Origin of the sequence: Pseudomonas sp. AU12215, assembly GCF_001675465.2 — a bacterium.
GTDB lineage: Bacteria > Pseudomonadota > Gammaproteobacteria > Pseudomonadales > Pseudomonadaceae > Pseudomonas > Pseudomonas nitroreducens.
Map to the genome: position 1 here is coordinate 55,864 of NZ_MACM02000186.1, position 13,879 is coordinate 69,742.

Genomic DNA, 13,879 nt, shown 5'->3' on the forward strand with positions numbered 1-13,879 from the left:
AAAAGCCCCTGAAATCGAGAGATTTCAGGGGCTTTTTCATTCCCGTCCGAACAAGTCACTCCCCCGCCCCGGCACGCTCCCACGATTCGTATCGAATGTTTGCTTAAGTTCAGTGTCTACTGGCACATAGCACACCGATCTTTCAGAATCATGACCATCCGGACGATTTCCACACTTTGAGTGGGATACCCTCCGGGATTCGATGTTTGGTAGCGGAGTCACTGTGCGCAAACTCATTAGCTGGTGGAATTCCCGGGGCAACCTGGTTTCTCTGTCTGCCCTTTTCCTGCTGATCCCGCTGATCGGCCGCTACAGCCTTGGCTGGAGCTCCGCCCTGGGCTACCTGTCGGACCTGGCACTCGGCACACTGCTGGTCGTCGCGCTGCACAATCGACGACTGTTCATCGCGATTCCGGTGATGCTGGTCTGGGCGCTCTCGGTGATCGGCACCGCCGAGCTGGTCAGCGCCGTGGGCCGCATGCCCGCGCCGGAAGACCTGCACTTCCTCGCCGACCCGACCTTCGTCGCCAACTCCACCGAGGGCGGCGGCCTCAACCACCTGCACCTGGCGATCCTGATCGGCGCCGGCATCCTGCTCAGCGCATTGCTCTGGCGCCGCCGCGAGAAGCCGCTGCCGCGCTACGCCTATGCCGTGCCGGCGGTCCTGCTGGCCAGCCATGCCGCCGTGCAGTACTTCCAGCCCAGCGATGCGGAAATGTGGAAGCAGTTCAACCTGCCGCACCAGCTTGTCTCCCGCGCTGTCACCAGCGGCGAGATGGCCTATCAGGACTGGCGCGACCGCGACCTTCCGGAAGTCCGCCCGGACGTCACCGGCCTGACCCAGCACGACCTCAACGGGACGCCGCTGCTGGCCGGTCGCGGCCAGGCGAAGAATGTGCTGATCATCGCCATGGAAGGTATTCCTGGCGCCTACGTGGCCACCAACCGGGCCGCGCTCAGCAGCAGCTACGAAGAATCGATGATGCCGCGCCTGAGCACCTGGGCCGAGCGCGCCATGACCACCCCGGACTACGTAGTGCATAGCCACCAGACCATCCGCGGTCTCTATGCCATGCTCTGCGGCGATTACAGCAAGCTGGACAACGGCACGCCCAAGGGCGTCGAGCTGCTGGGCAATCCGACCCGCGCCGCCGAATGCCTGCCGGCGCAGATGCACCAGGCCGGCTTCAGCACCCACTTCCTGCAGGGCGCCGGGCTGCGCTTCATGGCCAAGGACAAGGTCATGCCGGCCATGGGCTTCGACAAGACCCTGGGCCGCGATTGGTTCAAGAAGAAGCCCTACCTGGAGTTCGCCTGGGGCATGGATGACAAGGCCTTCTTCGAGGGTGCGCTGGACTATGTCGGCCAGCTGCGCCAGAAGAAACAGCCGTGGATGCTCACCCTGCTCACCGTCGGCACCCACCAGCCGTATTCGGCCACCCCGGAGTACCTGGCCAAGTACCCGACGCCGCGCCAGGCAGCGGTCGCCTACCTCGACGACGCGGTCGATGCCTTCCTCAAGGGCCTGGAAGAGAAAGGCGTGCTCAAGGACACCCTGGTGATCGTCACCTCCGACGAATCCCACGGCATCGACAACGTACGCCTTGCCTCGGCCTGGGGCCTGAACCTGATTCTTGCACCGGAACAGGCCGCGCTCCCGCCGGTGAAGGCTGGCGTCTACGGACACGTCGACATGGAATCCTCGGTGCTCGACTACTTCGCCATCAAGGCGCCGCAGGATATTGCCGGCCGCTCCCTGTTCCGCGAATACAGCAACGGGCGCGAGATGGTGACGTTCACCAACGGCATGCAGCGCTACCACGACGGCAAGGGCAACTTCACCGAGTGTGACTTCCAGCAGGTTTGCCGGCGCTACCAGAGTGACGGCTTCATCGCTGACAGCGCCAAGTTCGTCGGGCGCTTCAGTGGCCGCGATGCCCGTCTGATGACCGCTCGCGCGGACATCCTCGACCAGTCGGTGGTCAATGCGCAGTCGGCCCGCGAATACCAGTTCGCGACCAAGGAGCGCATCCGCCTGAAGCCGCAGATCGACAACGAGTACACCGACAACCTGATCGGCGCGCAGTACCTGGAATTCCCGGCCAACACCCACACCACGGTGAGCCTGAAGATCCGGGCGATCCAGATGGACGCCAAGGGTGCGAAAGTGACACTCAAGACGCGCTCGTTCGAGAAGCCGGTGCCGATCCAGATGCCGGACTTCCCGCTGGTGAAACGCAACCAGCCGCTGGAAGTGACCTTCGGCTTCGACAACGAGGAAGCGCGCAAGGCGTTCTCCTTCCACCTGCTGGCCGAGGGCAAGGGCGTCATCGAGATCACCGACTTCCACGTGCTGACCCAGCCACGCAAATCGACGATCAATGCCACCGAAGCCGGCGGTACCGGCCTGGCCGACGCCAAGCCGCTGCCGGTCCCGCGCCTGTCCGGCCACCCGAATCTGATGGCCAGCCAGCCGCCGGAGTCCCAGGACGACATTACGCCCGCCGAGGCGTTGGAAGATCCGAATCCGCAGCTGCGGCAGATGATGCAGTAACCCGAACCGGCGGCCCCAGTGGCCGCCGGACTTTTAACTGCCGGCCTAAACTGGCACTATCCCGCGCCCGCGCCACCATCGGACACCCTCCTCCGGCGCGGCTAGTTCAGCCCAGGCGACAACGCCGAGCGGCAATGCGACAACTTGCCACTACAGCCGACGACCGCGGCAGATGGGCGCTTGGCGCACCCTGGAGTGCATGTTAGGTTGCCCCTCGCCAGGATGGCCCCGATTCTGCAGTGACCTGCTGCGAAAGCGTCCGAATAACAACAGAGGAGCCCCCTATGGCCACGGCCATACCCGCACTGGAAATCCGTAACCTGCACAAGCGTTACGGTGACCTGGAAGTGCTCAAAGGCATTTCCCTGACCGCCCGCGACGGCGATGTGATTTCCATTCTCGGCTCCTCCGGTTCCGGTAAATCCACGTTCCTGCGCTGCATCAACCTGCTGGAGAACCCCCACCAGGGCCAGATCCTGGTTGCCGGTGAAGAACTCAAGCTGAAGAAATCCAAGGATGGCTCGCTGGTCGCCTCGGACGGCAAGCAGATCAATCGCCTGCGCAGCGAACTGGGCTTCGTCTTCCAGAACTTCAACCTCTGGCCGCACATGAGCATCCTCGACAACATCATCGAGGCGCCACGCCGTGTGCTGGGCAAGACCAAGGCCGAAGCCACCGAGATCGCCGAGGCCCTGCTGGCCAAGGTCGGCATCTCCGACAAGCGCCACAGCTTCCCCGCACAGCTTTCCGGCGGCCAGCAGCAGCGCGCCGCCATCGCCCGTACGCTGGCGATGCAACCCAAGGTCATCCTCTTCGACGAGCCGACTTCGGCACTGGACCCGGAAATGGTCCAGGAAGTGCTTAACGTAATCCGCGCGCTTGCCGAGGAGGGTCGCACCATGCTGCTGGTGACCCACGAAATGAACTTTGCCCGCCAGGTTTCCAGCGAGGTGGTGTTCCTCCACCAGGGCCTGGTAGAAGAGCAGGGACCGCCGCAGCAGGTATTTGACAACCCGCAATCGGCACGCTGTAAACAATTCATGTCCAGCCACCGCTAACGGAGCATCACTGCATGAACAACTATAAGAAGATCGTTCTGGCTATCGCGGCCACCTTTGCACTGGGGAGCCAGGCCATCGCCGCGGACAAACTGCGCATCGGTACCGAAGGCGCCTACCCGCCCTTCAACGGTATCGACGCCAGCGGCCAGGTCGTCGGTTTCGACCTCGACATCGGCAAGGCGCTGTGCGCCAAGATGAAGACCGAATGCGAAGTCGTCACTTCGGACTGGGACGGCATCATTCCGGCCCTGAACGCCAAGAAATTCGACTTCATCGTCGCTTCCATGTCGATCACCGACGAACGCAAGCAGGCCGTCGACTTCACCAACCCCTACTACACCAACAAGCTGCAGTTCGTGGCGCCCAAGTCCACCGACTTCAAGACCGACAAGGGCTACCTGAAAGGCAAGGTGATCGGTGCGCAGCGCGCGACCATCGCCGGTACCTGGCTCGAGGACAACATGTCCGACGTCGTCACCATCAAGCTGTACGACACCCAGGAAAACGCCTACCTCGACCTGTCCTCGGGCCGCCTCGACGGCGTACTGGCCGACAAGTTCGTGCAGTACGACTGGCTGAAGAGCGACGCCGGCAAGGACTTCGAGTTCAAGGGCGAGCCGGTATTCGACAACGACAAGATCGGCATCGCCGTGCGCAAGGGCGACCCGCTGCGCGAGAAGCTGAACGCCGCTCTGAAGGAAATCGTCGACGACGGTACCTACAAGAAGATCAACGACAAGTACTTCCCCTTCAGCATCTACTGATGCACGTGCCGCGCCGCCCTTGCCGGGCGGCGCGCGCCTTCAGGCGTGACTCCCCATGATTTTCGACCTGCACGGCTTTGGCGATCAGTTGATCGCCGGCACCTGGATGACGCTCAAGCTCTCGCTCGCCGCAGTCTGCGTGGGACTGATCCTCGGCCTGCTCGGCGCCGTCGCCAAGACCTCGAAGAATGGCTTCCTGCGCATGCTCGGCGGTTTCTACACCACCGTAGTGCGCGGCGTACCCGAGACGCTCTGGGTATTGATGATCTATTTCGGCACCGTGGCCGGCCTGAACGCCATCGGTGACCTGTTCGGCTACCCCGAATTCGCCCTGTCGCCCTTCGCCGCCGGCACCTGCGCCCTGGGCCTGTGCTTCGGCGCCTACGCCACCGAGGTGTTCCGTGGCGCGCTACTGGCGATTCCCAAGGGCCACCGCGAAGCCGGGCAGGCGCTGGGCCTCTCCGCTCCGCGCATCTTCTGGCGCATCGTCCTGCCGCAAGTGTGGCGCGTGGCGCTGCCGGGCCTGGGCAACCTCTACCTGATTCTGCTGAAGGACACCGCGCTGGTCTCGCTGATCACCCTCGACGAAATCATGCGCAAGGCCCAGGTCGCTTCCAACGCGACCAAGGAACCCTTCACCTTCTACATGACTGCGGCCTTCATCTACCTGGGCCTGACCGTCTTCATCATGGCCGCCCTGCACTTCCTTGAGCGACGCGCCGGCCGCGGCTTCGTGAGGAACGAGCTATGACCGATCTCGAGCTGATCCTCAAATGGCTGCCGAAGATGCTTCAGGGCGCCACCCTGACCCTGGAGCTGCTGGCCATCGCCGTGGTAGCCGGCCTGTGCCTCGCCGTACCGCTGGGCATCGCCCGCGCCTCGCGGCACTGGTACGTACGCGCCGTGCCCTACGCCTACATCTTCTTCTTCCGCGGCACACCGCTGCTGCTGCAGCTGTTCATCGTCTACTACGGCTTCGCCCAGTTCGAAAGCGTGCGCAAGGGGCCGCTCTGGCCATACCTGCGCGACCCGTACTGGTGCGCCCTGCTGACCATGACCCTACACACCGCAGCCTACATCGCGGAGATCCTGCGCGGCGCCATCCACGCCATCCCGGTCGGAGAAGTGGAAGCCGCCCGCGCGCTGGGCATGTCCCGCCGCCAGGCGCTGTTCCACATCATCCTGCCGCGCGCCGCGCGCATCGCCATGCCGGCCTACAGCAACGAGGTGATCCTCATGCTCAAGGCCAGCGCCGTGGTCTACACCGTGACCCTGTTCGACATCATGGGCATGACCCGCACCATCATCGCGCGCACCTACGAGGCCATGCTGTTCTTCTGCCTCGCCGGGGTGTTCTACCTGGTCATCACCCTCCTGCTTACCCGCATCTTCCGCCTGCTGGAACGCTGGCTGAAGGTCGACTCCATGCAGGGCCGCTGACCGGCGCGCCGTTCCCCCACGGGGTCGCTATAATGCGCGCCCCGTGGCTTTCTCCCGCTTCGCACCGTGCTCTCGAACGACACTCCCCTGACCGGCCCCGACCTGCTCCAGCGCTTCCTGGCACTGGACGGCTTCCTGCTGGACCATCAGGCGCTATGGCGGCCGAAACCCTTCACGGCGCTGGAGCTGGCCTGGGAGCGCGAACACCCCGAACTGGCCGCCTGGCTGCGAAGCCGCAGCCTCGATGACGCCGAGGCGGTGCACAACGCGCCCGAGCAGCTCGACGCCCCCGCGCCCTTCCCGGCATTGGCTGCCACGGCCGCAAAGCTGTCCGTCGTCGGCGAACTCCCGGCAACGCCGCTGGGCAAGTTGCCGAACCAGCTGACCGTCGATGTGCCTGGCCGCAAGTGGCAACAGATCGAAGCCTTCGCCAGCCGCCTGGATTTCGCCGAAGCACCGCAGCAATGGCTCGACTGGTGCGCCGGTAAAGGCCATCTGGGCCGTCTGCTGGCGCGTGACGGCAAGCCGCTGCTGAGCCTGGAGTTTAACCATGCCCTGGTGGAAGACGGCCAGCGCCTGAGCGACCGGCTTCAGCTTCACGCCCGGCATCACCAGCAGGACGTGCTCGCACCGGACGTCCGCGAGCACCTGCAGACCGAGCGCACCGCCGTCGCCCTGCACGCCTGCGGCAACCTGCACGTACGCTTGCTGCAACTGGCCAGCGCCCAGGGCTGCCGCCAGCTCGCCGTGGCGCCCTGCTGCTACAACCGCATCGATAGCGAGTATTACCAGCCGCTCTCGCACGCCGCGCAAAGCTCCACCCTGCTGCTCTCGCGGGACGACCTGCGCCTGCCGCTCGCGGAAACCGTCACCGCTGGCGCCCGCGTGCGCCGCCAGCGCGACGGTTCGATGGCGCGGCGGCTGGCTTTCGACCTGCTGCAACGGGAAGTCCGCGGCAGCAATGACTACCTGCCCACTCCCTCCGTGCCGCCGACCTGGCTGGACAAGCCCTTCGCCGACTATTGCCGCGACCTGGCCGCGCTCAGGGAGCTCGACCTGCCCACTGGCACCGACTGGCAGGAGCTGGAGGCCAGGGGCTGGCAACGCCTGGCCCAGGTTCGCAACCTGGAACTGGTGCGCGGACTGTTCCGCCGCCCCATGGAGCTGTGGCTGCTGCTCGATCGCGCGTTATTCCTCGAGGAACAGGGCTATCGCGCCACCCTGGGCGCCTTCTGCGCCACCCGGATGACCCCTCGCAACCTGCTATTACTGGCCGAACGCATCTGAGACGGGCGTTCCAGGGCTTCACCCACAGACCCTGTGGATAACTCTGTTCGTAACCCCGGAAAAAACTCCCCTTCCTTACTGCCCAGACCGCCTCGCTGCGATCTGGTCATTTTCTGTACATATAAATTTAATCTTTTAAAAACAGTGGGTTATGAGACTTCGTGATTGCTATCACATCTCATATGCGATTTGCGCCCTAAAGCTACCCCCCTTGTGCATAAAGGTCTTCGGCGGTGTAGGAAATCAGCCATTCCTGTTGCCATTCCTGCTCCAATAGCGCTTCGTCGAACGAATTGTTGCGTAATCGCGACAATCTAATCTTGTCAATCGCTGCCTAGGCAGTATCATTTCGAAACATTTCACTGCCTAAGCAGCTTTCTGTTTTGACATGAATCACTACGACGTCGCGGATTTTCCATTCAAAGGCTCCATCGGCCAGCTGCTGGGTGCCACCGCCATCCTCAAGGATCGCCTGCTGGACAAGCATCTGGCGCACCTGGACATCACCGCCGCGCAGTTCAAGGTGCTGTTCTTCATCGGCAACGACCGCGCCAACACCCCGGCCGAGCTGTGCCGCGAGCTGTCCATCGACAGCGGGTCCATGACCCGCATGCTCGACCGCCTGGCACGCAAGGACCTGCTGGTCCGCGAGCCCTGCCAGAACGACCGACGCAGCGTGCGCCTAAGCCTGAGCCCCGCCGGACAGGCCGTGAATGACGAAGCCCCGAGCATCGCCGCTGCAGCCATGAACGAGCTGGTCGGCGGCCTCTCCCGCGATGAACTGCAGACCCTCACCGGCCTGCTCGACAAGATCCTGCGCGCCCACGGCGCCGCGGCCCATTGCGCGGCGCAGGAGAAATGATCATGAACCATCTCCGTATCGCCCTGCTGCCGGCCGCCGTGTTCGTCGCCGCACTGGGCCTGTCCGGCTGCGTCAGCTACAAGGGCCTGGACATCAGTGGCAAGGCCGTCGACCCCGCCAGCCTGAAGGCTGGCGTCAGCCTCGATGGTACTCCGCTGTCCACCGCTGCCTGGCCCAGCGAGCACTGGTGGATCAGCCTGGGCGACCCGCAGCTGGACAGTCTGATCAGCGAGGCCCTGCAAGGCACGCCAGACCTGGACATCGCCAGCGCCCGCGCACGCCAGGCCATCGCCGCTGCGCAAGCGCAGGACGCCGCGCGCATGCCCAGCGTCAAGGGCACCGCCAGTTATGCCGGCATCCGCGCACCGGAAAGCGTGATTCCTGCGCCCATGGGCGGTCGCTACTCGGCGGTAAAATACCTGTCGCTCAGCTTCAGCTACGACCTCGATCTCTGGGGCGGCCAGCGCGACGCCTGGGAAGCCGCCCTCGGCCAGGCCAACGCTGCCGAAGTCGACCGCCAGGCCGCCTCGATCACGCTCTCCACCAATGTCGCCCGCGCCTACAGCAATCTGGCCCACGCCTTCGTTGCCCGCGACCTGGCCAAGGATGAACTGGATCGCTCGCAGCACCTCTTCCAGCTCAGCCAGAAACGCATGGACGCTGGTCTCGACAGCAAGGTCCAGCTGCAACAGACGCAGTCCCAGGTCGCCAGCGCCAAGCAGCAGCTGGCCGCCGCGGAACAGGAAATTGCCAGCGACCGCATCGCCCTCGCCGTCCTGCTCGGCCAGGGCCCGGACCGTGGCCAGGACCTGCAGCGTCCGCAGGTGCTAAAGCCCGGCGCGCTGAGCTTGCCGTCGAACCTGCCGGCCGAACTGCTGGGCCGTCGCCCGGACATCGTCGCCGCGCGCTGGCGGGTCGAAGCTGCATCAAAAAGCATCGACTCGGCGAAGACCGAGTTCTATCCCAACGTGAACCTGGGCGCGATGGTCGGCCTGGCCGCTCTGCACACCAGCGACGTGCTGAAAGCGCCGAGCCGGTTCTTCCAGATCGCGCCGGCCATCTCCCTGCCGATCTTCGACGGTGGCCGCCTGCGCACCAACCTGGCCGGGAAGGACGCCGACTACGACCTGGCCGTCGCCCAGTACAACAAGACCCTGGTCAGCGCTCTCGGCGAGGTCACCGACGATCTCGGCAAGCTGCGCTCGCTGGAGCAGCAGATCGACGACCAGCGCGATGCCCGCGATATCGCAAAGTCCAACTTCGACCTGGCCATGCGCCGTTACGGCGAAGGCGTCGGCAACTACCTCGACGCCCTCAGCGTGCAGCAGCAGCTGCTCCTCGCCGAACGTCAGCTGGCCAGTCTGGACGCCCAACGCATCGACCTTTCGGTGCAACTGGTCCAGGCCCTGGGCGGTGGCTACCAGCCCGACACCACTTCCATTCCTGCCCCGCTCGCCCAGGCGAACGCGGCCGCCGCGCACTGAACGAGGCACCCGACATGAGCACCGCCACCCAAGAAACCCAGAACGGCAACCCCAAGCGCAAGCGCTGGCTGCTGATCCTGCTCGCCGTCGTCATCATCGCCGGCCTCGCCAGCGTCGCCTGGGAAATCCTCTACGGCCGCTGGCACGAGGACACCGACGATGCCTACGTGAACGGCAACGTCGTGCAGATCACCCCGCAGATCACCGGCACCGTGGTCAGCATCGGCGCCGATGACGGCGATCTGGTGCGCAAGGGCCAGGTGCTGGTGAAGTTCGACCCCAGTGATGCCGACATCGCCCTGCAGCAGGCCGAAGCCAACCTCGCGCGCACCGTGCGCCAGGTGCGCGGGCTGTTCAGCAACGTCGACGGCTACAAGGCCGACGTCGCCACGAAGAAGGTCGCCCTGTCCAAGGCCGAGGCCGATTTCAAGCGCCGGCAGAACCTCGCCAACGACGGCGCCATCTCCCAGGAAGAACTGGCTCACGCTCGCGACGCCCTGGACACCGCGCGCAGCTCGCTGACCAACTCCGAGCAGCAACTGGACACCAACCGCGCGCTGGTGGACGACACCGTGATCGCCTCGCACCCGGACGTCAAAGCCGCCGCCGCCAAGCTGCGCCAGGCCTACCTGGACGACGCCCGCGCGGTGATCATCGCGCCGGTCACCGGCTACGTCGCCAAGCGCACCGTGCAAGTCGGCCAGCGCGTGCAGCCGGGTGCCGCACTGATGGCAGTGATCCCGCTTGACCAGGTGTGGATCGACGCCAACTTCAAGGAAACCCAGCTCAAGCACATGCGCATCGGCCAGCCGGTGGAAATCCGCTCCGACCTCTATGGCAGCGAAGTGAAGTACTCCGGCACCGTCGACAGCCTCGGCGTCGGCACCGGCAGCGCCTTCTCCCTGCTGCCGGCACAGAACGCGACCGGCAACTGGATCAAGATCGTCCAGCGCGTACCAGTGCGCATCCGCATCAACCCCGAGGAACTGGCGAAGAATCCGCTGCGCATCGGCCTGTCCATGGACGTCAACGTCAGCCTGCACGACCAGAGCGGACCCGCCCTCGCCCAGCAATCGCCGCACGAGGCGGTGTTCTCCACCGACGTCTACCAGGAGCAGCTGGCCTCGGCCGACCAACTGATCGAGAAGCTGATCCAGGCCAACCTGGCCGACGCCAACCACAGCACCGCGCAGCGCTGATCCTACTACCGTCATGAGCCAGCCCAACAGCAGCAGTTTCAGCCCCCCCAGCCTGGTTATGGCCACCATCGGCCTGTCGCTGGCGACCTTCATGCAGGTGCTCGATACCACCATCGCCAACGTCGCCCTGCCGACCATCTCCGGCAACCTCGGGGTGAGCTCCGAGCAGGGCACCTGGGTCATCACCTCCTTCGCGGTGAGCAACGCCATTGCCCTGCCGCTCACCGGCTGGCTGAGCCGCAAGGTCGGAGAGGTGCGGCTGTTCATTGCCGCCACCCTGCTCTTCGTGGTCGCCTCGTTTCTCTGTGGCGTCGCCCAGCAGATGGGCATGCTGGTGGGCTTTCGGGCCATCCAGGGCTTCGTCGCCGGGCCGCTCTACCCGATCACCCAGACCCTGCTGATCTCCATCTATCCGCCGGCGAAAAGGGGGATGGCACTGGCACTGCTGGCGATGGTGACGGTGGTCGCGCCCATCGCCGGGCCCATCCTCGGCGGCTGGATCACCGACAGCTACAGCTGGCCGTGGATTTTCTTCATCAACGTGCCCATCGGCCTGTTCGCCGCCATGGTCGTCTACCAGCAACTGCGCGCTCGTCCAGTTGTGATCAAGCACGCGCCCATGGACTACATGGGCCTGGCGATGCTGGTGATCGGCGTCGGCGCCCTGCAGATCGTCCTCGACAAGGGCAACGACCTGGACTGGTTCGAATCCGGCTTCATCATCGGCGGCACGGTGGTCGCGGTGATCGCCCTGGCCGTGTTCGTGATCTGGGAACTGACCGACCGCCACCCGATCGTCAATCTGCGACTGTTCGTGCACCGCAACTTCACCGTCGGAACCCTGGCCCTGGTCGGCGGCTACGCCGGATTCTTCGGCATGGGCCTGCTGCTGCCGCTGTGGTTGCAGACGCAGATGGGCTACACCGCCACCTGGGCGGGCCTGGCAGCCGCACCCATCGGCATCCTGCCGATCTTCCTCTCGCCGATCGTCGGACGCTACGCGCAAAGCTTCGACCTGCGCGTGGTCGCCAGCCTTGCGTTCCTGACGATGGCCGCAACCTGCTTCATGCGGGCAGGCTTCACCACCGAGGTCGATTACGCCCGCGTCGCCCTGGTGCAGATGTTCATGGGCTTCGGCGTGGCGTTCTTCTTCATGCCGATCCTCAGCATCCTGCTCTCGGACCTGCCGCCCGACCAGATCGCCGACGGCTCGGGCCTGGCCACCTTCCTGCGCACCCTGGCCGGCAGCTTCGCCGCGTCCCTGACCACCTGGCTGTGGAACCGCCGGGCGACCATGCACCATGCCTACCTGACCGAGAACCTCAGCGCCTACGACCCAGCCACCCGGGCGACCGTCGATCAGCTCGGCGGCCCCGGCCAACACAGCGCTTCGCTGCTGGAGCGCATGGTGGAAAGCCAGGCCTACATGATGTCGACCATCGACTACTTCACCCTGTTGGGTTGGCTGTTTCTCGCCATGCTGGTGGTCATCTGCCTGGCCAAGCCGCCCTTCGGCGCCAAACCCGGTGCGGCTACGGCTGGCGGACACTGAACAGGTACTGCATCACACTGCAAAATCAGTGGTTTACACCCCAGCCGGCGCCGCTATAATGGCGGCCCTCCTTGCCGGTATAGCTCAGCTGGTAGAGCAACTGACTTGTAATCAGTAGGTCCCGGGTTCGATTCCTGGTGCCGGCACCATGACTACCAAACACAAAGGCCCACCCCGCATGGGCCTTTTTGCACTTCTTGTTACCGTTCATCCGTAACTTTTCTCCCGGGCTAGCAACCCGAGGCTTCCGTCTGTTGCTGTGGAAATGGATTGTCATAGAGCCGACGCAAACCAGACAAGTTCGCATTGGTTACAAGAATGGCCGGTCGTCGGCTCTCAGCGTCAGGTCTCTTCCCCCCGAGACAGTGCTTTCCATGAGCAGACGGCTATCACGTCACGTAAGCATTTCCTTGACTGAGCCCATGGACAGACCGTTCGACGGCCCTGAAACTTTTCGCCTTGAGCTGTGTCCAATTTCATCTTATAGATGCGAGCCATGGGATTGCTAGGACACCAGAGTGATACCAAAGAGCCACACATCTGTGCGGACATAGATTTACTCAATCGACGTGATGCATATAATGGCCGCCCTAGTTTTTCCACCTGGTCCGGCTCGTGCGTGCGTCACGCTCATCTATCCCATTGACCATGGATGGTGTAAGGGTACCAACTGGATGGATCCGCGTGAGGCGTTGCGTTGATGTTCTCCCCCTCGACATCGGCCCCAAGAGGGCTTGTTTCCCAACAACCCTCCGATCTGGTTGCCATTTTACTGTCAACCTATAACGGAGAAGAGTTCCTGGCCGAACAACTGGACTCGCTGATCGCCCAGACGCACCCGCATTGGGTGGTCTATGCCTCGGACGACGGCTCCAGCGATAGCACGCGCAGCATTCTGGAGCAGTATCAGGCAAAGCTGGGAACCGATCGACTCGTCATAGTGCAGGGCCCCTGCCAGGGCTTTGCGGCAAATTTCCTCAGCCTTCTCCGCCACCCGGATATTCAGGCCCCCTACTTCGCCTTCTGCGACCAAGATGACCGCTGGCTGCCAGATCGCCTGACAACTGGCTTGTCGCAACTGATCGCATGCCCGCTGGAGCGGCCAGCCCTGTTCTGCTCCCGGACCCAATTGATCGACGCCAGTGGAAAGCCCTTCGGCATGTCTCCCCTGTTCGCACGACCGCCGTCCTTCGAGAACGCGCTGGTTCAGAGCATTGCTGGCGGCAACACCATGTTATTCAACGCAGTGGCCCGCGACCTGCTGAAGCAGACCCCGACCACGGCACGCATCATCTCCCATGACTGGTGGGCCTATCTGCTGGTTACCGGCTGTGGCGGTAACGTCATCTATGAGCAGCGGCCAACTGTTGCTTACCGACAGCACGAACAGAACCTGGTTGGCGCCAATTCCAGTCTGCGCGAGCGCGCAATTCGCGTAGGGAAAATGTTCAAAGGCACTTTCCGCGGCTGGATGGATGCGAATCTCCACGCGCTATCGTGCTTCCGCGAACGCCTCACTCCGGAGAACAGGGAGACCCTCCGTCTGTTCGAGCTAGCTCGCGAGTCACGCCTGCCCGAACGTCTCCGACTGATCAGGCAATCTGGTGTCCATCGCCAATCTTCAACCGGAACGCTGGGACTGGCAGCGGCTGCCGTTTTTCAAAGGATATGACCGA

The 13,879-nt window shown here is 63.9% G+C and carries 11 protein-coding genes and 1 tRNA gene; all 12 read left to right on the forward strand.

Going from position 1 to position 13,879, the window contains the following annotated elements; translation table 11 throughout:
- The first annotated feature begins 223 nt into the window (after nt 1-223).
- The 12 genes from A9513_RS32660 (at nt 224) to A9513_RS32715 (ending at nt 13,875) form a co-directional block, all read left to right on the forward strand.
- Complete coding sequence (locus A9513_RS32660; RefSeq protein ID WP_065086498.1) at nt 224-2,554, forward strand: LTA synthase family protein; 2,331 nt, start codon at nt 224-226, stop codon at nt 2,552-2,554.
- Nucleotides 2,555-2,838: 284 nt separating this feature from the next.
- On the forward strand, nt 2,839-3,612 hold the full coding sequence (locus A9513_RS32665) for an ABC transporter ATP-binding protein (RefSeq protein ID WP_024762237.1): 774 nt from the start codon (nt 2,839-2,841) through the stop codon (nt 3,610-3,612).
- 14 nt (nt 3,613-3,626) lie between these two features.
- Nucleotides 3,627-4,379 carry an ABC transporter substrate-binding protein gene (locus tag A9513_RS32670; RefSeq protein WP_024762236.1) on the forward strand — a complete coding sequence of 251 codons (753 nt, stop codon included), beginning with the start codon at nt 3,627-3,629 and terminating at the stop codon, nt 4,377-4,379.
- 55 nt (nt 4,380-4,434) lie between these two features.
- Nucleotides 4,435-5,130, forward strand: a complete 696-nt coding sequence (locus A9513_RS32675; RefSeq protein WP_024762235.1) for an ABC transporter permease — start codon at nt 4,435-4,437, stop codon at nt 5,128-5,130.
- Nucleotides 5,127-5,819: an ABC transporter permease gene (locus A9513_RS32680; RefSeq protein ID WP_024762234.1), complete on the forward strand. Its 693-nt coding sequence runs from the start codon at nt 5,127-5,129 to the stop codon at nt 5,817-5,819. The genes A9513_RS32675 and A9513_RS32680 overlap by 4 nt, the downstream gene beginning before the upstream one ends.
- Nucleotides 5,820-5,885: 66 nt before the next feature.
- Nucleotides 5,886-7,106: a methyltransferase gene (locus tag A9513_RS32685; RefSeq protein ID WP_065086499.1), complete on the forward strand. Its 1,221-nt coding sequence runs from the start codon at nt 5,886-5,888 to the stop codon at nt 7,104-7,106.
- Nucleotides 7,107-7,494: 388 nt separating this feature from the next.
- Entirely contained in the window at nt 7,495-7,968 is a 474-nt protein-coding gene (locus tag A9513_RS32690) for a MarR family winged helix-turn-helix transcriptional regulator (protein ID WP_065086500.1), read from the forward strand.
- A 2-nt stretch (nt 7,969-7,970) separates the two neighbouring features.
- Nucleotides 7,971-9,452 carry an efflux transporter outer membrane subunit gene (locus A9513_RS32695; RefSeq protein ID WP_226045626.1) on the forward strand — a complete coding sequence of 494 codons (1,482 nt, stop codon included), beginning with the start codon at nt 7,971-7,973 and terminating at the stop codon, nt 9,450-9,452.
- Between the two features lie 14 nt (nt 9,453-9,466).
- Nucleotides 9,467-10,651 (forward strand): efflux RND transporter periplasmic adaptor subunit, encoded by a 1,185-nt coding sequence (locus tag A9513_RS32700; RefSeq protein WP_065086502.1) that lies wholly within the window; start codon nt 9,467-9,469, stop codon nt 10,649-10,651.
- Nucleotides 10,652-10,664: 13 nt separating this feature from the next.
- A complete protein-coding gene (locus tag A9513_RS32705) occupies nt 10,665-12,203 on the forward strand; it encodes a DHA2 family efflux MFS transporter permease subunit (RefSeq protein ID WP_065086503.1) in 1,539 nt (512 codons plus the stop codon).
- Between the two features lie 73 nt (nt 12,204-12,276).
- Nucleotides 12,277-12,352: transfer RNA gene (locus tag A9513_RS32710), tRNA-Thr, on the forward strand.
- A gap of 551 nt (nt 12,353-12,903) precedes the next feature.
- The gene (locus A9513_RS32715; RefSeq protein WP_065086504.1) at nt 12,904-13,875 is read left to right on the forward strand and encodes a glycosyltransferase family 2 protein; all 972 of its coding nucleotides are present in this window, start codon (nt 12,904-12,906) and stop codon (nt 13,873-13,875) included.
- Nucleotides 13,876-13,879: the final 4 nt, after the last annotated feature.